The 20109-nt window shown below is 71.6% G+C and carries 18 protein-coding genes, 1 pseudogene and 1 riboswitch; of the genes and pseudogenes, 11 read left to right on the top strand and 8 right to left on the bottom strand.

The genetic code is table 11. From position 1 onward, the window contains the following. Window positions 1–63 precede the first annotated feature (63 nt). Genes ACGFY9_RS23495 through ACGFY9_RS23505 form a run of 3 tightly spaced genes read right to left on the bottom strand, consistent with a single transcriptional unit; the run spans window position 64 to window position 3265 of the window. Window positions 64–1131 (bottom strand): prenyltransferase/squalene oxidase repeat-containing protein, encoded by a 1068-nt coding sequence (locus tag ACGFY9_RS23495; protein WP_393757015.1) that lies wholly within the window; start codon window positions 1129–1131, stop codon window positions 64–66. Next, entirely contained in the window at window positions 1128–1862 is a 735-nt protein-coding gene (locus ACGFY9_RS23500; RefSeq protein ID WP_318016035.1) for a class I SAM-dependent methyltransferase, read from the bottom strand. Before ACGFY9_RS23500 ends, ACGFY9_RS23495 begins: the two co-directional genes overlap by 4 nt. Next, window positions 1856–3265 carry a glycosyltransferase family 4 protein gene (locus ACGFY9_RS23505; protein ID WP_393757017.1) on the bottom strand — a complete coding sequence of 470 codons (1410 nt, stop codon included), beginning with the start codon at window positions 3263–3265 and terminating at the stop codon, window positions 1856–1858. The genes ACGFY9_RS23500 and ACGFY9_RS23505 overlap by 7 nt, the downstream gene beginning before the upstream one ends. Before the next feature lie 210 nt (window positions 3266–3475). Between ACGFY9_RS23505 and ACGFY9_RS23510 the strand changes: the two genes are divergently transcribed. Together ACGFY9_RS23510 and ACGFY9_RS23515 are read left to right on the top strand one after the other, a co-directional pair. Continuing rightward, window positions 3476–4108: a TetR family transcriptional regulator gene (locus ACGFY9_RS23510; RefSeq protein WP_365299915.1), complete on the top strand. Its 633-nt coding sequence runs from the start codon at window positions 3476–3478 to the stop codon at window positions 4106–4108. Between the two features lie 7 nt (window positions 4109–4115). Beyond that, window positions 4116–4739, top strand: a complete 624-nt coding sequence (locus tag ACGFY9_RS23515) for a 1,4-alpha-glucan branching protein (protein ID WP_393757020.1) — start codon at window positions 4116–4118, stop codon at window positions 4737–4739. 139 nt (window positions 4740–4878) lie between these two features. Here ACGFY9_RS23515 and ACGFY9_RS23520 read toward each other — a convergent pair whose 3' ends face one another. Further along, window positions 4879–5112 carry a ferredoxin gene (locus tag ACGFY9_RS23520; RefSeq protein WP_393757022.1) on the bottom strand — a complete coding sequence of 78 codons (234 nt, stop codon included), beginning with the start codon at window positions 5110–5112 and terminating at the stop codon, window positions 4879–4881. Window positions 5113–5119: 7 nt separating this feature from the next. Beyond that, on the bottom strand, window positions 5120–6577 hold the full coding sequence (locus ACGFY9_RS23525) for an aldehyde dehydrogenase (RefSeq protein WP_393757023.1): 1458 nt from the start codon (window positions 6575–6577) through the stop codon (window positions 5120–5122). 125 nt (window positions 6578–6702) lie between these two features. On the opposite strand from ACGFY9_RS23525, the gene ACGFY9_RS23530 reads away from it, so the two are divergent. Together ACGFY9_RS23530 and ACGFY9_RS23535 are read left to right on the top strand one after the other, a co-directional pair. Continuing rightward, window positions 6703–7728 (top strand): MBL fold metallo-hydrolase, encoded by a 1026-nt coding sequence (locus ACGFY9_RS23530; protein ID WP_393757413.1) that lies wholly within the window; start codon window positions 6703–6705, stop codon window positions 7726–7728. A gap of 42 nt (window positions 7729–7770) precedes the next feature. Beyond that, a complete protein-coding gene (locus tag ACGFY9_RS23535) occupies window positions 7771–8217 on the top strand; it encodes a nuclear transport factor 2 family protein (RefSeq protein ID WP_393757025.1) in 447 nt (148 codons plus the stop codon). A gap of 6 nt (window positions 8218–8223) precedes the next feature. On the opposite strand, the gene ACGFY9_RS23540 is transcribed toward ACGFY9_RS23535, so the two are convergent. Then, window positions 8224–10368, bottom strand: a complete 2145-nt coding sequence (locus ACGFY9_RS23540) for an ATP-binding protein (protein WP_393757027.1) — start codon at window positions 10366–10368, stop codon at window positions 8224–8226. Between the two features lie 211 nt (window positions 10369–10579). On the opposite strand from ACGFY9_RS23540, the gene ACGFY9_RS23545 reads away from it, so the two are divergent. After that, window positions 10580–11704 (top strand): PP2C family protein-serine/threonine phosphatase, encoded by a 1125-nt coding sequence (locus ACGFY9_RS23545; protein ID WP_393757415.1) that lies wholly within the window; start codon window positions 10580–10582, stop codon window positions 11702–11704. A 12-nt stretch (window positions 11705–11716) separates the two neighbouring features. Here ACGFY9_RS23545 and ACGFY9_RS23550 read toward each other — a convergent pair whose 3' ends face one another. Further along, window positions 11717–12442 carry an alpha/beta hydrolase gene (locus tag ACGFY9_RS23550; RefSeq protein ID WP_393757029.1) on the bottom strand — a complete coding sequence of 242 codons (726 nt, stop codon included), beginning with the start codon at window positions 12440–12442 and terminating at the stop codon, window positions 11717–11719. Window positions 12443–12587: 145 nt separating this feature from the next. On the opposite strand from ACGFY9_RS23550, the gene ACGFY9_RS23555 reads away from it, so the two are divergent. Further along, complete coding sequence (locus ACGFY9_RS23555; protein ID WP_393757031.1) at window positions 12588–13532, top strand: helix-turn-helix domain-containing protein; 945 nt, start codon at window positions 12588–12590, stop codon at window positions 13530–13532. On the opposite strand, the pseudogene ACGFY9_RS23560 reads toward ACGFY9_RS23555, so the two are convergent. After that, window positions 13423–14103: pseudogene (locus tag ACGFY9_RS23560) on the bottom strand (phosphotransferase); the annotation flags it as partial. The gene ACGFY9_RS23555 and the pseudogene ACGFY9_RS23560 sit on opposite strands and share 110 nt — an antisense overlap. Window positions 14104–14162: 59 nt before the next feature. Continuing rightward, window positions 14163–14296: riboswitch (cobalamin riboswitch) on the top strand. Between the two features lie 89 nt (window positions 14297–14385). Here ACGFY9_RS23560 and ACGFY9_RS23565 point away from each other — a divergent pair. From ACGFY9_RS23565 to ACGFY9_RS23585, 5 genes are read left to right on the top strand one after another with little or no spacing between them, the layout of a single operon-like run. After that, a complete protein-coding gene (locus ACGFY9_RS23565; RefSeq protein WP_393757033.1) occupies window positions 14386–15630 on the top strand; it encodes a prenyltransferase/squalene oxidase repeat-containing protein in 1245 nt (414 codons plus the stop codon). Then, window positions 15627–16229 carry an SCO2322 family protein gene (locus ACGFY9_RS23570; RefSeq protein WP_393757035.1) on the top strand — a complete coding sequence of 201 codons (603 nt, stop codon included), beginning with the start codon at window positions 15627–15629 and terminating at the stop codon, window positions 16227–16229. Before ACGFY9_RS23565 ends, ACGFY9_RS23570 begins: the two co-directional genes overlap by 4 nt. Next, window positions 16222–17379, top strand: a complete 1158-nt coding sequence (locus tag ACGFY9_RS23575; protein ID WP_393757037.1) for a CbiQ family ECF transporter T component — start codon at window positions 16222–16224, stop codon at window positions 17377–17379. The genes ACGFY9_RS23570 and ACGFY9_RS23575 overlap by 8 nt, the downstream gene beginning before the upstream one ends. Beyond that, window positions 17376–19067, top strand: coding sequence for an ABC transporter ATP-binding protein (locus tag ACGFY9_RS23580; protein ID WP_393757039.1), 1692 nt, complete (start codon window positions 17376–17378; stop codon window positions 19065–19067). The genes ACGFY9_RS23575 and ACGFY9_RS23580 overlap by 4 nt, the downstream gene beginning before the upstream one ends. Next, window positions 19064–19900, top strand: coding sequence for an ECF transporter S component (locus ACGFY9_RS23585; protein ID WP_393757041.1), 837 nt, complete (start codon window positions 19064–19066; stop codon window positions 19898–19900). The genes ACGFY9_RS23580 and ACGFY9_RS23585 overlap by 4 nt, the downstream gene beginning before the upstream one ends. Window positions 19901–20109 lie beyond the last annotated feature (209 nt).

Here is a 20109-nt window from a genome sequence, read left to right on the forward strand (position 1 = left end):
CAGGCCCGCCGTGTTCTTTTAGGGGCGCGGGGAACTGCGCGACCAGCCCCCACCGGCCCGCGCCTAACAACAATCCGGATCCAGCCCCAACGGCAAGTGCTCCGCACCGAACACCGCACACGTCGCGTCATGGCCCCCCAGCGCCGCCACCGCGAGCAACAACGACCCCGCGGTCCACGTGGTCAGCTCACGAGGCCACACCGCATCGTCGTCGAAGACATACCCGGTCCAGTACAGCCCGCTCTCAGAATCACGCAGGTGCTGAATGGACTGGAGAATCTCCAACGCACGGTCGGACTCACCCAACACCCAGAGCGCAAGGGCGAGTTCGGCGGACTCACCGCCAGTAACCCACGGGTTGGGAACGACACACCGCACACCCAACCCCGGCACGACGAACCGGCTCCAGCCCTCCTCCACCCGGGACTTGGCCTCCGCACCGGTCAACGCACCACCCAGCACCGGGTAGTACCAGTCCATGGAGTAACGGTCCTTGTCCAGGAACCGTTCAGGATGCCGCCGGATGGCATGCCGTAGCGCCCCGACCGCCAACTCCCAGTCCGGCTGCGGCTCTTCACGCTGTTCGGCGATGGCGAGTGCACACCGCAACGCCTGGTGCACCGAGGAGGAACCGGTCAGCAGCGCGTCCGCCGTGTCCGTACCGTCGTCCTCCCGCTTCCACCCGATCTGCCCACCCGACTGCTGAAGCCGCAGCACGAACTCGACCGCGGCGAACACCGTGGGCCACAACCGGTCCAGGAACGTGTCGTCACCGGTGGCGAGGTAGTGGTGCCAGACACCCACGGCGATATAGGCGACGAAGTTGGTCTCACGCCCCCGGTCGGTCACATCCCGCGCGTCACCGTCGGCGTAGGCGGCGAACCACGACCCGTCCTCGTTCTGGTGCCGGGCAAGCCAGTTGTACGCCCGCTCGGCGGCCTCGTGCTCGCCCGCCGCGTCCAGCGCCATCGCGGCCTCGGTGTGGTCCCACGGGTCGAGGTGATGGCCCCGGAACCACGGGATCGCCCCGTCCTCCCGCTGCACGGCGAGGATGCCGGCGACGGTCGCGGCTGCCTGCTCGGCGGTGAGGACCCCGGGCAGGACGAGGTGTTCTGTCCGGGGAGTGGTCACTTGGCTTCCGCCAGGGGAAGGTGCGGCTTGGTCGCGTAGGCTACGAAGCTCTTGCCGATCAGCGGGTTCAGGGCCTGTTCGGCGACCCGGGTGGCGAGGGGTTTCTTCATGATGTCCCAGACCAGGAGCTTGTGGTACGCCTGCACCGGCAGCGCCTTGTCGTTGTCCACGCCGAACGCGCACTTCAGCCACCAGTACGGCGAGTGCAGCCCGTGCGCGTGGTGCGTGCCGTACGGCTTGAGGCCCGCCTCGCGGATCTTGGCGAGGAGTTCGTCCGCCTTGTAGATGCGGATGTGGCCGCCCTCGACCTCGTGGTAGGCGTCGGACAGGGCCCAGCAGATCTTCTCGGGGCCGTAGCGCGGGACGGTGATGGCGATGCGGCCGCCGGGCTTCAGCACCCGGACCATCTCGGCGAGCACTCCCTTGTCGTCGGGGATGTGCTCCATGACCTCGGAGATGATCACGACGTCGAACGACTCGTCCGGGAAGGGGAGTTGGAGCGCGTCGCCCTCCATCGCGGTGGCGGTGGCTCCGGCGGGGGCCTCGCCGGCCTCCTTCATCGCCGCGAACCACTTCGCGACCTCGCGGATCTCCTCGGCGTTCTGGTCGAGGGCGACGACCTGTGCCCCTCGCCGGTAGCACTCGAACGCGTGCCGCCCGGCACCGCATCCGAGGTCCAGGACTCGGTCGCCAGGGGCGAGCGGGAACCGGGAGAAGTCGACGGTCAGCACGTGGCCCTGCTTTCGGGAGAGACGCCGGTAACACTGGTCGGAGAAGGGGAAGGAGACGGAGTTGCCGAGGGCGACAACGATGCCGGGGCCGTGGTGCCCGTCGGGCCTGTGGCAATCGCCTCGCGGTACCTGGCCGCCGTGCCCTCCGCCGCCTTCGCCCAGGTGAAGCGGGCCAGGACGCGCTCGCGGCCCGCCGCGCCGAGTCGGGCCCGGAGTGCCGGGTCGCCCAGGAGTCGGCTCAGGGCGGTCGCGAGTGCGCCCGGGTCACCGGGAGGTACCGCAAGGCAGGTCTCGCCGTCGCGTCCGGCGACCTCGGGGATCGCTCCGCCCATCGTGGCGACGAGGGGTGTGCCGGTGGCCATTGCCTCCGCCGCCGGGAGCGAGAAACCCTCGTACAGCGAGGGCACGCACGCGACCTCCGCCGAGCGGACCAGGTCGACCAACTCGGCGTCCGAGATGCCCTTCACGAAGTCGACGGCGCCTTCGAGGCCGTAGCGCTCGACGGCCTGGGCGACCGGGCCCTCGGTGGGGCGCTTTCCTACGACGATCAGGTGGGCGTCGGGGTGTTCGGTGCGGACCTTCGCCAGGGCCTCGACGAGGAAGACGAGGCCCTTGAGGGGGACGTCCGCGCTGGACGTCGTCACGATCCGGCCCGGCACCTGCGGTACGGCCGGATTCGGGGAGAACAGGTCGGTGTCGGCGCCGATGTGGACGACGTGGATGCGGTCGTCGCGGACGCCGAGGTGGTCGATGATCTCTTGGCGCGAGGTGCCGGAGACGGTGAGCACGGAGGGCAGGCGGCGGGCGACCCGCTTCTGCATCCGCGTGAACGCGTACCAGCGGCGCTTGGACATGCGCCGGCGCCAGTTCCCGGCCGCGTCCAGCTCCAACTGCCGGTCCACGGTGATGGGGTGGTGGATCGTGGTGACCAGCGGGGCACCGACGTCGCCCAACAGGCCGTAGCCCAGCGTCTGGTTGTCGTGCACGATGTCGAACTCGCCGCGCCGGGCCCGGAGATGGCGGCGGGCGCGGAGCGAGAACGTGAGGGGCTCGGGGAAGCCGCCGGTCCACATCGTCGCGACTTCGAGGGCGTCGATCCAGTCCCGGTACTCGTCGCGCTTCGGGGTGCGGAAGGGGTCCGGTGAGCGGTAGAGGTCGAGCGATGGCAGCTCGGTCAGGGAGATGCCGTCGTAGCCCTCGTCGAGGACCGGGTAGGGCTGCGAGCCGATGACCTCGACGCGGTGGCCGAGGCGTGCCAGTTCGCGGGAGAGGTGGCGGACGTAGACGCCCTGGCCCCCGCAGAACGGGTTCCCCTTATAGGTGAGGAGTGCGATACGGAGCGGTCGCTCGCCGTCGGCTGCCGAGTCCTCCTGGGGACCCGCCTGACTGGCCTCAGCGGTCACTCTGAGCCCCCTTCTCCCTGCACTGTCCCGCGAGATTACGCCGGGACGCTAATCTAGAACAAGTTTCAGACTTGATCGTCCAGGAGGTTCTGAATCTACCGGCCGGTACGGGTGCTGTGAGAAGTGGATCAGGTGATTCACACCACGGCCGACGCCCTGCCATGATCGGTGCGATCACCCGCCCTCACCGACAGTCACGGATCGGGAGCCATGCCAGCGCAAGCCAAGCCCGAAGCCACTGCGCGGACCTCGCCGCCCCTCACCGAGCGGCAGGAGGCCCGGCGGCGCCGCATCCTGCACGCGAGCGCTCAGCTGGCCAGCCGGGGCGGTTTCGACGCGGTGCAGATGCGGGAGGTCGCGGAGTCCTCGCAGGTCGCGCTCGGCACGCTGTACCGGTACTTCCCGTCCAAGGTGCATCTCCTGGTCGCCACGATGCAGGACCAGCTGGAACACATGCACGGCACGCTGCGGAAGAAGCCGCCGGGCGGTGACACGGCGGCCGAGCGGGTCGCGGAGACCTTGATGCGGGCCTTCCGCGCGCTCCAGCGCGAGCCGCACCTCGCCGACGCGATGGTCCGCGCGCTGACGTTCGCGGACCGCAGCGTCTCCCCCGAGGTCGATCAGGTGTCGAGGCAGACCACGGTGATCATCCTGGATGCGATGGGCCTCGAACACCCCACGCCGGAACAGCTGTCGGCGGTCCGGGTCATCGAGCACACCTGGCACTCGGCGCTGATCACCTGGCTGTCGGGGCGGGCGTCGATCGCCCAGGTGAAGATCGACATCGAGACGGTGTGCCGGTTGATCGATCTCACTGAGCCGGGCGGGGCCGGGGACCGATAATTCCCCCATGTCGATCATCCACCGCACCTATCTGAAGCCCACGAAGCTCGAACTCCTCACCACCTGGCTGCCCACCCGCCCCTGGTATCACGGCTCCCCCGAACCGGAGTTGGTGAAGGCCGGCGGGTTCCGGCTCGACGACCCCGAGGGCGAGGTCGGCATCGAGTTCATGGTCGTCACCGACGGCCCGGGCGCCTACCTCGTGCCGCTCACCTACCGGGCCGCCCCGCTCCCCGGCGCCGAACACGCCCTCGTCGGCACCATGGAACACGGCGTGCTCGGTCCGCGCTGGGCCTACGACGGCTGCCACGACCCGGTGCTGACCGCCGGGTTGACGGCGTTCATCGAGGGGCGGCTGGAGGCGCAGGCCCAGAGCGTCTCCCACACCCCGGACCGGGAGATCGCCCGCTCCTGGACCGGCACGGCGCCCATCCCCGCCCTCGGCGCGCCCGACGACACGGCCGAGACCACCGAGTTCGCCGTACCGGACGGCCGGACCCTGCGGCTGCACCGGGTGCTGACCCCCGGCTCCACGGCCCCCGAGGACGCGATCGGCCAGGTCACCGGCGCCTGGGCGCAGGCCGACGGCAGCCGGGTCCGAGCGCTGTTCGCCGTGCTCCAGCCCAACTAGTCCGCCGGGCCCTGTAGTTCACGTGGTGGCGGAGGCCAGTGCCCGGCGCCCGACCGCTGCCAGGAGGCGCCTGGCAGCGGTGACCGGTCCCGCTGGCGACCCCGACTCCCGGGGTCACCGGCCGCTGGACCAGGGCGAGTTACTCCTCCGGCGGGAACACCGGCTCCCCGCTCCCCAGCAACGTGATCATGATGGCCTCCACCGGGCACCCCTCCGCCGCCGCGAGGATCCGCTCGTTGGCGTCGGTCTCCGGTTCGGCCGGGTGGGACTGCATGGCCGCGTCGAGGTGGAAGCGGTCGGGGGCCTGGTGGACGCACTGGGCCGAGCCGATGCAGATGGAGCGGTCGACCTCTACCTGCCAGCGGTCGCCCATCGTCCGGTCACCCCTCCCAGCCGGCCGGGAGGTGGATCATCTTGTGTTCGAGGAACTCGGAGTAGCCCTCGGGCCCGAACTCCCGTCCCACGCCGCTGTTCTTGTAGCCGCCGAAGGGGCCGAGCATGTCAAGGCTGAAGGTGTTGACGTTGTAGGTGCCGGTGCGGACCTGGCGGGCGATGTCGATGCCGTGGGCGACGTCGCCGGTCCAGACGCTGCCGCTGAGGCCGTAGTCGGAGTCGTTCGCGATCTTCACGGCCTCGGTCTCGTCGCCGTACGGGAGGAGACAGATGACCGGGCCGAAGATCTCCTCGCGGGCGATGCGCATGGAGTTGTCGACGTCGCCGAAGAGGGTCGGCTCGACGTACCAGCCGTGGTCCAGGCCGGGTGGACGGCCGCCGCCCGTAAGGATTTTGGCGCCTTCCTCCTGGCCGATGCGGATGTAGTCGAGGTTGCGCTGCTGCTGGCGCTTGGCGACCAGCGGGCCGACCTGGGTGGCCGGGTCGAGCGGGTCGCCGACCACGAGAGCGCTCGCCGCCTGGGCGAAGGCGTCCGCGAACTCGTCGTAGCGCGAGCGGGGTACGAGGATGCGGGTCTGGGCGACGCACGCCTGGCCGTTGTTCATCCAGGCGGCCGAGACGATGCCGGGTACAGCGGTCGTGATGTCCGCGTCGGGCAGGACGACCGCCGCCGACTTGCCGCCCAACTCCAGTGTCACGCGCGTGAGATGGCGGGCCGCGACCTCCATCACGCGCTTGCCGGCCGGGACCGAACCGGTGAAGGAGACCTTGTCGATGCCGGGGTGTCCGACGAGGTACTCACTGACCTCACGGTCTGCGGGGAGGATCGACAGGACACCGTCCGGCAGCCCTGCCTCCTTCGCTATCTCGCCCAACAGGTAGGCGTCCAGGGGCGTTTCGGGCGACGGCTTGAGGATCACCGTGCAGCCGGTGAGCAGCGCGGGCGCGAGCTTGGCGGCGGCGACGAACTGCGGGACGTTCCAAGGGACTACGGCCGCCACGACCCCGACTGGCTCCCGGCGGACGAGGATCTTCCCGAGGACGCCGTCTCGATACTCCTCGTAGGTGAAGCCCTTCGCGACGGTGATCGCCGCGTCCCACACCATCATCGCGCCGAGTGCCTGCCCGAGGATGCTCCAGGAGTACGGCGACCCGTTCTCGGAGGAGATGACGCGGCCGATCTCCTCGTACCGGGCGGCGATCGCGTCCTTGATGCGGGTGACGACCGCGACCCGTTCGTCGAGGGTCATGCGCGGCCAGGGTCCCTCGTCGAAGGCGCGGCGGGCCACCGCGACCGCGCGGTCCACGTCCGCCGTGGACGCGTGCGGGACGCGTCCGATGACCTCCTCGGTGTGCGGGGAGATCACCTCGATGACGTCCTTGCCCAGGGGATCGGTCAACTCCCCGCCGATGAACAGCTGTCGGTGTTCCACGAGCTCGGTCATGGCCGATTGCCTCCCCGGTACCGCTGTCTGACGATCCATCAGATACGAAGACTGAATACCAGTTCCGGTCGATGGAGTCCACGTATAGTGACCGGAAGGCGGCGATTGGGGAGTCCATGACGTCCATGGGGCAGGTCCACGACCACGGCGGCGGCGTCCGCTCCATCGAAGTCCCCATCCCCGACAACCCGTTGGGGACCACCCTCGTCTACGTCGTCGACACCGACCGCGGACCGGTCCTGGTCGACACGGGCTGGGACGACCCGGCTTCCTGGGACACGCTGGTCCAGGGACTGTCGGCCTGCGGGACGTCGGCCGGCGAGGTCCACGGCGTGGTCATCACCCACCACCACCCCGACCATCACGGCCTGTCCGGGCGGGTGCGCGAGGCGTCCGGGGCGTGGCTCGCGATGCACGCGGCGGACACGGCGATCGTACGGCGGGCCCGTTCGACCGAACCGGGCCGCTGGCTGGCGTACATGACCGCGAAGCTCACGGCGGCCGGAGCCCCCGAGGAACACCTCGCACCCCTCCGCGCCGCCCGCCCGCGCAGTGTGCCGGGCCTGGCCCCCGCCCTGCCCGACCGCGAGATCGTCCCCGGCGAACTCCTCGACCTGGCAGGGCGCCGACTGCGCGCGATCTGGACCCCGGGCCACACCCCCGGCCACGTCTGCCTGCACCTGGAGGAGAACCACCCGGCCCAACTCCCGGGCCACGGACGCCTGTTCTCCGGGGACCATCTGCTCCCGGAGATCACCCCGCACATCGGCCTGTACGAGGACCCGGACGACGACACGCTCCCCGATCCGCTCGGCGACTACCTCGACTCGCTGGAGCGGGTCGGCCGGCTGGCCCCGGCGGAGGTGCTCCCGGCCCACCAGCACACGTTCACCGACGCGGCCGGTCGCGTACGGGAGTTGCTCACCCACCACGAGGACCGCCTGGCCGACCTCCTCTCCCTCCTCTCCGAACCCCTCACGCCCTGGCAGGTCGCCGAGCGGATGGAGTGGAACCGCCCCTGGTCCCAGATCCCTTACCAGTCAAGGAACATCGCGGTCTCGGAGGCCGAGGCGCACCTCCGCCGGCTGGTCAAACTGGGCCAGGCGGAGGAGATGACGGGGAGCGAGCCGGTGACGTACGTGGCGGTGTAATTCGGTCGTGGCCCGGCGTGTGCGGCTGATACCAACGACCGCATGGACCTTGACCCTTTGCAACGCCTCCTCGCCGAACGCGCCTGTGAGCGCGTGATCCTGGACTTCGTCCGCCGACTCGATCTCGGTGAACCCTCCTCCGTCGCCGAGCTGTTCACGGAGGACGGCACCTGGGAGTGGCCGGACGGCGAGCGGCTCGTGGAGGGGCGGGGGGCGTTGCGGAAGTACTTCGGTTCCCGTCCCTCCGGGCGGCTCTCACGGCGGCTGATGTCGAACGTCCTCGTCAGCCTCACCTCCCCCGACACGGCGATCTCGACGGCGTACTTCACGACGTACCGGATCGACGGCTATCACGGCGGTCAGGTCACCGCCGGTCCCCCGGTCCAGGTCGGTCACTACGAGGACAACTTCCGCAAGGTGGACGGGAGTTGGCTGATCGCGACCCGGACCCTGTTCCTGCCGTTCGGCGGCCCCACCCCGCGTCACTGACCCCCCTCACCGACCGCCCGGCCGGCTCGTCGCGTACGCGATTCCCTCGTCGTACGACATCGCCAGGCCCTCCCGGTATCCCGTCTCGTACGCGTCGTCGCCGAGGTGTTCGCGGACGCGGAGTTCGCAGGTGCGGCGGGTGGCGATGAGGTCCGGGGAGTCCATCTGGGCGCGGCCGGTGAGTTCCCAGAGGCGGGTGCCGATACCCAGGAGGCGGGCGGCGCGGTGGGCGTCGCCGGTGGTCGCGACGGCGGCGGCCAGGACGTCGAGGGAGAGGGCCGCGCCGGCCGTGTTGTGCAGCAGGGCGTGGCCGGCGATCGAGGTCCGGGCGCCCCGCACGGCGGCCGGTACGTCGCCGCGCGCGAGGTCCGCGTGGGCGATCAGGCAGTCGGCGTACGCCCCGCACCAGTACTCGCCCTGTTTCCGGCTGGCCGTCCGCACCTCGTCGGAGACCTCGCGCCCGCGCTCGTACTCGCCGCGCAGGACGTGCGCGAGGGAGAGGGCGAGCCGGACCTGGAGCTGGGCGGCGCCGAACGCGTCGTCCTGAATGGGGAGTCGGGGTGCGGCGGCGAGGACGTCGATCGCCTCGGCGAGGCGGCTGGTGAGGGCCAGTTGGCCGCCCCTCACGTACACGGCGGCGACCGCGGCGACCGGGGAGCCCTGGTCGCGGGCGGCGTCGGCGCAGCGGACCGCCCAGTTGGCCGCCGCCTCCTGGTCGCCCTGGAGGATGGCGACGGCCCCGCGCGACCACAGGGCGAGGGTGCGGCCGTGGCCCGGGGGTGGGTCGGCGGCGAGGGCCTGGTCGAGGCAGGCCTGGGCCTCGCGGAGGTAGCCGCAGTGCCGCCACAGGAACCCGACGTGGCCCGCCATCTCCACAGCGGCCGTACGGTCCGGTTCGGCGAGCGCGCTGTCGACTGCCGCCCGGAAATTGGCGTGTTCGCTCAGCACCCGCTCGCACCAGGCGACCTGCCGTCCGGTGTTCCACTCGGCGCAGCCCTGCTGGGCGAGGCGGGCGTAGTACTCGCGATGGCGTCGCCGTACGGCGCGTTCCTCACCGAGGGCGTGCAGCCAGTCGGTGCCGTACTCGCGGACGGTGTCGAGCATCCGGTAGCGGGCCGAGATGACGGGGTCGGGCAGGACGATGGACTGCGCGACGAGCCGGGCGAGCAGCCCGGCGATCCGCTCCGGTGCCAACGGGCCGCCCGCGCACACCTGTTGGACGGTCTCCGCGCAGAAGCCGCCGGTGAAGACGGACAGCCGCGCCCACAGCAGGCGTTCGAGGGGCGCGCAGAGTTCGTGGCTCCAGCCGATGGCGGTGCGCAACGTCTGGTGGCGGGGCGGGCGTTCACCGGGCGCGGAGGCCAACAGGTCCAGGGGCGAGGGCAGATCTGAGGGCGAGGGCAGGCGTTCGCCGAGGCGGGCGTGGAGCTGGTCGAGGGTGAGGTCGGCGAGGCGGGCGGCGGCGAGTTCGAGGGCGAGGGGGATGCCGTCGAGGCGCCGGCAGACGGCGGCGGCGATCGCGCGGCCGGCTACGTCGTCGTCGCTCAGCGGCCGTCCGGCGTCGGCGGCGCGCTCGGCGAACAGGGCCACGGCGTCACCGGCGGGGGCACTCTCGTCGGCGCCGCCGTCCACGGGGAGCGGTTCGAGGTGGAGGACCTCCTCGCCGGGCAGGGCGAGCCGTTCCCGGCTGGTGACGAGGATGCGCAGCTCGGGTGCCCGGGACAGCAGCGCGGCGGCGACCTTGGCGCAGTCGGCGAGGAGGTGCTCGCAGGAGTCGAGGACGATCAACAGCCGTTTGCGGTGGGCCCATTCGGCGATGACGTCGATCACGGGGCGGGTCGACTGATCGGCGAGCCGGAGGGTCTCCATGACGGCGAGGTCGACGAGCCCAGGCGTACGCAAGGGCGACAACTCGGTCAACCACACACCATCGGGATACGCGTCCCGGACCTCCGCCGCCGCGCGCAGGGCAAGCCGCGTCTTGCCGACCCCACCGACCCCGACCACACTCACCAGCCGCCCCGCAGGACCGGCCGCCGGGTCCAACGCGGCCTGAAGCAGGGCGAGTTCGGTGCGCCGCCCGACGAAACCATGGGTCTCGGGCGGCAGATTCCCGAGGTCCCCGGGGTTCGGGTGAGTCGTGTCCGGCACGAGGCCCAGTGTGTCCGCACACCACCGACTCCACGCGCGTGTCCCGGAACGCGGTCCACGGCTGCCCGGAACAGTCGCAACACCCCCGAAACAGCCGCCCTTCATGACCACTTGCAGGCCATATTCGACACGCCATGATCGAGAGGTGATCAACTCCCGGTTGACACAGGTGAGGAGACGAAAATTCAGCGATCGTCATGGCGTGAACGCGATGGATGGGAGACGCCGAGTCCGCGGGACGCCGACGGGAGTCCGCACGGTACGGGCAGGATCCCGCAAAGCACCGGCCGGACTCTTCGCCTGCCCGATGGGCTTTCTCGTCGCCCCCGTCGGCTGTCTGCTCGCGGCTGCCCCGGGGCTGTTGATCGGGCGGGTGCAGCCGATCCTGCCGTTGCTGGCGATCGGGCCGTTGATGGCCGCCACGTTCCTGGGCGCCCGGCGTACGTTCTTCGTCAGTTGCTGGACGATCCTGCTCGCGCTCGCGGCGGGGCTCGGCGCCGGGACGCAGCTGAGTGCCGGGTTCGCCGTCCGGTGGGGCGGGCTGCTGCTGGGGTGCGCGTGCAGTGTGTACGCGGCGTGGCAGCGCGGGCGGTTGCGGGAGCGACTCGCGGAGGCGCGGGAGGTGGCCCGGATCACCCAGGAGGCGATTCTGCGGCCCGTCTCCCGCAGCCTCTCCGGGACGCATGTCTCCACCCGGTACCACTGCGCGAGCCGGGAGTCGTCCGTCGGCGGTGATCTGTACGACCTCGCGGTGACGCCGTACGGCCTGCGTGTGCTGGTCGGGGACGCGCGCGGGCACGGGCTCGACGCGCTGCGCACGGCGTCCGACACGGTCACCGCGTTCCGCGAACTCGCCTACACCGCCCCGGATTTGGCGACCCTCGCGAGGGGCATCGATAGCCGCCTCTATCCCCATCTCGCCCCGGAGGACTTCGTCACCGCCGTGCTGGTGGAGTTCGGGCCGGGTGAGGTGCGGCTGGTCAACTGCGGTCATCCGGCGCCTCTTCGCTCCGGGCAGCGGCTGGAACTGCTCGAACCCCGGGTGCCCGCCCTGCCGTTGGGGCTGCACCCGGAGCCGCGGCAGTACCGGGTCCGTCTCCAGCCCGGTGACCGTCTCCTCCTCTACACGGACGGCCTCACCGAATCCCGCGCCCCGGACGGCACCCCGTTCGCCCTCCTCACCGAGTCGGCCCTCGCCCTGAGCGAGCCGACGCCGGACGGCGCCCTGAACGCCCTGTACGAGCGGCTGCTCGCCCACACCGGCGGGCCGCCCACCGACGACCTGGCACTCGTCCTGTGCCAGCCGACGGGGGTGACCGCGCCGGTGCGGGTCTGAGGCCCGGCGGCTTCAGCCCAACTTGAGGAGCAGGTCGGTGAGTTCGGCCGGCTTGGTGATCATGCAGTCGTGGCCGGTCTCCAGTTCCCACACCTGGGCCGGGGTGCCGTTGGGCTGGATCGCGGGGACGGGCCGCCGCTCGAAACCTTCCGGTTCGCTGCCCACGCAGTGGATGTGCGTGCGGGGGATCGCGTTCGCGGCGGGGTTGTCCAGCCGTACGGGCTGCTGGAGGCAGAGCGTCGGCTGGTCCGAGACCATCGTGCGCAGCCAGGCCACGTCCGCCGGATCGGTGACCCCGAACAGGCCACCGGGCGGCGGGAGTTCGGGCAGCGGCGGAATCCGCCAGGGGGTGTCGGACCGCGCGGCCAGGTCGATCAGGACCTGGGTCACGGGCAGGATGTCGGTCGCGCGCTCGCCGTCCACCGGGACCATCGCGTCCAGGTAGACGAGATGGGCGATCCGGTCCGGGAGCGTGTTGGCCGCGCCCGAGACCACGAGCCCCGCGTAACTGTGCCCCACGAGGACCACGTCCGTGAGGTCCTCCTCGGTGATCAGCCCGACGACGTCCTCGACGTGGGTGTCGAGGCCCACCCCGGGGCCGAGCAGGTGCGCCTTGTCGCCGTAGCCGGTGAGTGACGGCGCGAACACCCGGTGCCCGGCAGCCGTCAGCAGCGGGACCACCCGGTCCCAGGCCTGCCCGCTGTGCCAGGCGCCGTGTACCAGTAGATAAGTAGACATCGTGTCGCTCCTTGGTGTGGTGGCCGGGGTTGCCGCATGGCCACCGACGACGCTGCCGCCCGCCCCACACCCCAGCCAGGGCCCCGCCGACCCTGGGGGTGACAGGACCAGGCAGGCCCCCGTCCGCCCGATCTACAGTGAGGAGATGGCCGACGAACCGAACCTGCTGGGTGAGTACGTGCGCGCCCGCCGCGAACTCGTCACGCCCGAACAGGCCGGTATCCCGGTCTTCGGGGTCCGGCGGGTGCCGGGCCTGCGCCGCGAGGAGGTCGCGATGCTGGCCGGCATCAGCGCCGACTACTACCTGCGGCTGGAGCAGGGCCGCGACCGCAACCCCTCCGCGCAGGTCCTCGAAGCCATCGCCCGGGTGCTGCGGCTCGACGGCACCGCGACGGCCCACCTGCTGCGCCTCGGCGCCGACGGCCCCCGCAGACAGCGCATCCGCCCCCAGCGCCGCAGGGAGACGGTCCCGCCGAGCATCACCAAGCTGCTCACGACGCTCCCGCTCCCGGCCCTGGTCGAGGGCCGCTACTTCGACGTCCTCGCCGCCAACACCCTCGCGACCGCCCTGTCACCGCGCTTCACGGCGGGCGCCAACCGCCTGCGTTCCCTGTTCCTCGACCCCGCCGAGCAGGCACTCCACCCGCAGTGGGAGAACTCCAGCGGAGGTATCGTCGCCGCCTTCCGCGAGGCGGTCGGCACCGACACCGACGACCCCCGGTTCATCGAGCTGGTCGGCGAACTCTCCCTCGCCAGCCCCCTGTTCAGCCGACTCTGGGCCCGCCACGACGTACAGTCCTGCGAGGGCGCGGCCAAGTACCTCGACCACCCCCAGGTCGGCGCCCTCCACCTGAACCGCGAACGCCTGAGCATCGACGGCGCCCCGCGCCAGACCCTCGTCATCTACCACCCGGACCCGGACACCGACGCGGCCGACAAACTGGCCCTCCTGGCCTCCTCCACCGCTACGGCAGAAGCGCGACCGACCGCACCAACTCCTCGGCGACACCGAGGAGTTCGACCTCACGCGGAGTCATCGTCGGATTCACCGCCCGCCTCCGCCGCGCTTCCGCCAACCCTTCCCCCGTGAGCCCGGAAGGATCCGCGAGCAGCGAGACGAGCATCGCGCGCGCCGGTCCGGCGACCGGCTGATCGTCGTCCACGGCGACCTGGGCGAGGATGATCGCGGAGAGCCCCCAGTCGAGAGCCGGGTCACCGTCCTCCGCCGTGGCCCAGTCGATGACGCGCGGGCCGTCCGGAGTGAGCAGCACGTTCTCCGGGTGAAGGTCGAGGTGCAGCACCCGAGTTCCGGGCCGCCGACCGGGGATCGCGTGCAACTGCCGTAGCAGAGAGGCGAGTACGGTCCCGGCCTCCACCGCGTCGATCGCACCCGCGACGAACGCCTCCACCATGGTGGGCCCGGTCAGCCGCTCCATCACGAGATCGGTACGCGAGGTGCGCGAGGTGCCCGGGTCCTCCATGCGCACCCGGGGCACGGGATAGCCGTGGGCCCGCACATGTTCCATCACCGCGCCCTCGGCCGCCGCGTCCCCCCAGTCCTCGCGGTTGCGGCGCAGCACCCACGCCTCGTCGATCTCGTAGACGTCGGCGGTACGGCCGGAGCCGATCAGCTTCCCCGGCGCTTTCCCCGTGGCTGGCATGGCCAGAACCTACCGGGGACGGCGGACCGGGCAACCCCTGCCCACAGCGGGGGCTCAGGTTCCCCGTACAGTGGCCGGGTCGTCATCACACCCGTACGGGAGGAAGCCGGTGCAATTCCGGCGCTGACCCGCAACCGTGATCCGGTCCCCCAGGGGCCCGGTGAGCCGGACCGCCCCGTACGGCACGTGACCGGTTCACATGCACCGTCGAGGAATACGGAGCCGAGCCGCCCGGGGGTCCCCGCGCTGCCGTGCTCCCCGCAGAGAAGGCACCCGCCGATCATGAACGTCCGCCGCAGCGCCGCGGTCCTGGCCACCGTCGTCACCGTGATGGCGGCGGCCCCGGCCGTCGCCGCCGGTCCGTCGCCCTCGCCGTCCGCGGCGATACCCGCCGGGCTCTACGGCACCTCCGACCCGGCCTACGACGGCGTCTGGCGCCAGTCCCTCGCGCTGCTGGCGCAGGACGCGGTGGGCGTGGAGCCCGCCGACCAGGCGGTGACGTGGCTGGTCGGCCAGCAGTGCGCCGACGGCGCCTTCGCCGCGTTCCGGGCCGACCCCGCCAAGGCCTGCGACGCCAAGGTCATGGTCGACACGAACAGCACGGCCGCCGCCGTACAGGCCCTCGCGAACGACGGCCGCGGGGACTCCGCCGTCACCAAGGCCGTCACGTGGCTGAAGTCGATCCAGAACCCCGACGGCGGCTGGGGCTACTCCCCCGGCGGGGCCAGCGACGCGAACTCCACCTCCGTCGTCATCGGCGCCCTCGCGGACGCGGGCGTGACCGTGCCGAACCTCCAGAAGGACGGCAAGTCCCCGTACGACGCCCTGCGGAAGCTCGCGCTGCCCTGCGACGGCGGCGCGGACGCGGGCGCCTTCGCCTACCAGCCGGACAAGAAGGGCAGGCTCGCGGCCAACGCGGACGCGACCGCGGCGGCCGTGCTGGGCCTCTACGGCGAGTCGCTGACCGGCAGCCGACAGGACGACGCCGACGCACCCGCGACGTGCGAGAAGTCCGGCGACGATCCCTTCAGGGTGGCGGACAACGGCGCCGCGTGGCTCGCCCACGCCATGGCGAGGACCGGCCACCTCACCACCGCGCTCCCCGGCGCCAAGCCCCAGCCCGACTACGGCAACACGGCCGACGCGATCGTCGCCCTGTCCTCCCTCGGCCTGCACGACCAGGCCGCCAAGCCCCTGCGCTGGCTGGAGACCCACGCCAACTCCTGGGCCACGCAAGGCGGTCCGGCCGCCTACGCCCAACTCGTCTTCGTGGCGACCACCGCGAAGGGCGCCGACGTCCACGACTTCGGCGGCCAGAACCTCGTCACCCTGCTCAACGCGACGGGCCCGACCCCGAAGTCGATCGACGAGCCGCAGACAGCCGGCCCGAGCGACAACGCGGCCACCGACGACAACGACGGTTCCCTGAACGCCACTTGGACGATCGTCGGCGGCATCCTCCTCCTCGCCGCGATCATCGCCGCCGCCCTGATCACCCGCGGCCGAAAGCGCGGCCACCAACAGTGACCCGCCGCCTCGTCCTGTTCCTGCCGGCCCTGCTCCTCGTCCTCGGCACAACAACCCAGGCCCAGGCAGCCGGTTACCGCTACTGGTCCTTCTGGGACCGCACCGGCACCCACTGGACCTACGCCACGCAGGGCCCCTCCACCACCCGCCCGGACGACGGCACCATCCAGGGCTTCCGCTTCGCGGTGAGCGAGGACTCGGCGAACGCGAAGCAACCCCGCCTCACATCACCCGACTTCGCAGCGATCTGCGCCAACTCCCCCGCCACCCAAGGCAAGAAGCGCATCGCCCTGGTCATCGACTTCGGCACAGCCTCCGACGCCCCCGCCCTCCGCACGGCCTGCGCGAGAGTCACCCCCGACGCGACAACAGCAGAGGCCCTGGCCACGGTCGCCAAACCCCTGCGCTACAACACAGCCGCCCTACTGTGCGCAATAGCCGACTACCCGAAACAGGGCTGCGCCGACCAGGTAACCGACCAGAAGAAGACCCCAACACCCCACCACGGCCCATCAGTCGGCCTCCTGGCAGGAGCAACAGCAGTAGCCCTACTGGCCGCAGCAGCAGTATGGCGAAGCCGACGGCACCCCCATGACTAAAAACCCCGGGTCGCACAACCCCCTTCTTAAGGGGCGCGGGGAACTGCGCGACCAGCCCCCACGGCGCAGCAGCCAACAACGAACCCCCAACAACACCCTGCACCCAGGAGCCTGGTGGCTCTGGTCCCTGGCCCTGGCCACAGCCGCAACCCGCACCACCAACCCCCTCCTCCTAACCCTCCTGATCACAGTCACGGCATACGTAGTAGCAACCCACCGCACCACCGCCCCCTGGTCCCGCTCCTACACCGCCTTCGCCAAACTCGCCCTGTCCGTACTCCTCATCCGCCTCCTCTTCGCAACCATCCTCGGCTCCCCCATCCCCGGCACCCACCCCCTCTTCACCCTCCCCGAAGCCCCCCTCCCCCACTGGGCCCAGGGCATCCGCCTGGGCGGCCAAGTAACCGCCGAGGCAATGCTCTTCGCGTTCTACGACGGCCTGAGACTGGCCACACTCCTGATCTGCGTAGGCGCGGCGAACGCCCTGGCAAACCCCGCCCGCCTCCTCAAGTCCCTCCCCGGCGCCCTGTACGAAACCGGCGTAGCGGTGGTCGTGGCCCTCACCTTCGCCCCGAACCTCATCGCCGACGCCCAACGCCTACGCGCCGCCCGCCGCCTACGAGGCCGCCCCGACCGGGGTCTGCGCGGCCTGCTGCAGGTCGGACTCCCGGTCCTGGAGGGCGCGTTGGAACGCTCGGTCGCCCTGGCCGCGGCGATGGACGCGCGAGGCTACGGCCGTACCGCCGACGTCCCCGCCTCCCTACGCCGAACAACCGCCGCTCTCACCCTCGGCGGCCTGCTGGGCATCTGCGCCGGAACCTACGGACTGCTCACCGCCGAAGGAGCCGCCTACGGACTCCCGTTGCTGCTGGCCGGGGTCGTCGCCGCGCTCGCGGGCCTGCGCCTGGGCGGCCGCCGTACCCTCCGCACCCGGTACCGCCCGGACCCCTGGGACCTGCGAGCCTGGCTGGTCACGGCCTCCGGCGTGGCCGTCGCCGCGCTGCTCACCCTCGCCGCGACCCGCGACCCCGCCGCACTCAGCCCGGGCGTGGTCCCCCTCACCGCGCCTACCCTCCCCCTCTGGCCGGCCGCGGCCATCCTGCTCGGCCTGGCCCCCGCACTCATCCCCACCGGCAAGGAACTGTCGTGATCCGCTTCGAGGACGTCTCCGTGACCTACGACGGCGCGGCCCAACCCGCTGTCCAGCACGTCGACTTCGAGGTGCCGGAAGGCGAACTCGTGCTGCTCGTCGGCCCGTCGGGCGTCGGCAAGTCCACGGTGCTCGGCGCGGTGAGCGGACTGGTCCCGCACTTCACCGGCGGCACTCTGCGCGGCCGGGTGACGGTGGCGGGCCGCGACACCCGCACCCACGCGCCGCGCGAACTCGCCGATGTCGTGGGCACGGTGGGCCAGGACCCGCTGTCGCACTTCGTGACGGACACGGTCGAGGACGAACTCGCCTACGGCATGGAGTCGTTGGGCCTCGCCCCCGAGGTGATGCGCCGCAGGGTGGAGGAGACCGTGGACCTGCTGGGCCTCGCCGAGCTGCGCGACCGGCCGATCGCCACCCTCTCCGGCGGCCAGCGGCAACGCGTCGCGATCGGCTCGGTCCTCACCCCGCACCCCACGGTCCTGGTCCTCGACGAACCCACCTCGGCCCTCGATCCGGCGGCGGCGGAAGAGGTCCTCGCGGTCCTCCAACGCCTCGTCCATGACCTCGGCACGACCGTCCTGCTCGCCGAACACCGCCTGGAACGCGTCATCCAGTACGCCGACCAGGTCGCCCTCCTCCCGGCGCCGGGCGCGGCCCCGGTCCTCGGCACCCCGGCGGAGATCATGGCCGTATCGCCCGTGTTCCCACCGGTGGTCGGCCTCGGCCGGCTCACCGGGTGGACCCCGCTGCCGCTCACCGTGCGGGACGCGCGGCGCCGGGCGGGCGAGCTGCGAGAGCGCCTCACGGACCGCGAACCGACGCGCGGCACCCCCGCTCCCGCCCCCGTCACCAGGTCGCTCCTCAACTCCCGGCCGAGCAGCTCCCGTTGGCGCGCCCGGAAAGAAGCACGCAGGACCAGCACCCCAACTCCCGCCCCCACAGCGGAAGTCCAGGCCCTCGCCGTCCGCCGCGCCCAGATCGACGCTCTCCGTCACGTCGACCTCACCATCACCCCCGGCGAGACCGTCGCCCTCATGGGCCGCAACGGCGCCGGCAAGTCCACGCTCCTCAACTCCCTTGTCGGGCTGGTCACTCCGACCTCCGGGACGGTCCGGGTCGGCGGTCTCACCCCGCACCGCACGGCACCCCGCGACCTCGTCCGCCGCGTAGGCCTCGTCCCGCAGGAACCACGCGACCTGCTCTACGCCGACACGGTCGCCGCGGAGTGCACGGCCGCCGACGCGGACGCGGGCGCCGAGGCGGGTACGTGCCGTGCGCTGGTCTCCGGTCTCCTCCCCGGGGTGACGGACGACGTCCACCCCCGTGACCTGTCCGAAGGGCAACGTCTCGCGCTCGCCCTCGCGATCGTGCTGACGGCCCGCCCGCCCCTCCTTCTGCTCGACGAACCGACCCGGGGTCTCGACTACGCGGCCAAGTCCCGCCTGGTGACGGTGTTGCGGGCGCTGGCCGCCGAGGGGCACGCGATCGTCCTGGCCACCCATGACGTCGAGCTGGCCGCCGAACTCGCCCACCGGGTCGTGCTGTTGGCCGACGGGGAGGTGATCGCCGACGGCCCGACGGCGGAGGTGGTCGTGGCGTCCCCGTCGTTCGCCCCGCAGACGACGAAGATCCTGGCCCCGCAGCGGTGGCTCACGGTCGCCGAGGTCCGGGCGGCCCTGGCATGAGCAGGAACCCTCCCCGGCGCAGGCATCACCGCCCCGTCCCCCTCACCCCCCGTTCCACCGCCGCCCTCGCTCTCGTCACCGTCACCGGCGTCGCCGCCTTCACCTGGCCCTTCCTCGCCCCGCCCACCTCGCAGGTAGCCGCCCACTCCCAGGACGCCCCCTGGCTGTTCGCGGGTCTGCTGGTGCTCCTGGTCGCCGTGTCGGCCGCCGCGATCTCGGAGTCCGGGCTCGGTCCGAAGGCCGTCGCCATGCTCGGCGTGCTCGCCGCGACCGGCGCCGCGCTGCGGCCCGTCGGTGCCGGTACCGCCGGTGTCGAGCCGATGTTCTTCCTGATGGTGCTGAGCGGACGCGTCCTCGGACCCGGTTTCGGGTTCGTGCTGGGCAACGTCACGATGTTCGCGTCGGCGCTGCTCACCGGCGGGGTCGGGCCGTGGCTGCCGTTCCAGATGCTGGCGATGGGCTGGTTCACGATGGGCGCGGGCCTGCTGCCGGGCCGGGAGCGGCTGCGCGGCCGTAGCGAGGTCGTGGTGCTCGCGGGCTACGGGTTCCTCGCCGCCTTCGGGTACGGGACCGCGATGAACCTGGCCGGGTGGCCCTTCATGGGGGCGCTGGCCTCGTCCGTCGCGTTCGATCCGCAGGCCGCCGTTCCCGCGAATCTGGCGCGTTTCGTGGCCTACTGCCTGGCGACCTCGCTGGGGTGGGATCTGGGGCGGGCCGTCGTGACCGTCGTGCTCACGCTCACGCTCGGGCCCGCGCTCCTCAAAGCGCTGCGGCGGGCCACGCGGAGGGCGGCGTTCGAGACGCCGGTCACGTTCGACGGACCCCCTGTGTGAGGCGGCGCGCACCGGCCGTCACAGGGGTGGTGAAGCGGCCCACATGACCCATGTCACGAACTACTGGGATTAGTAGTGTTTAGGCATGACATGTACGCGCCCCAAACACCCTCTGACCTGGGGTTTGAGAGCCACGTCACACAGTTCATCTTTCACCCACATGCGACCACAACTAGTAAAAGGGGTCTTTGCGGACACGGATCGAGAGT

The organism is Streptomyces sp. NPDC048504 (assembly GCF_043200035.1).
In the GTDB taxonomy this organism is placed as follows: domain Bacteria; phylum Actinomycetota; class Actinomycetes; order Streptomycetales; family Streptomycetaceae; genus Streptomyces.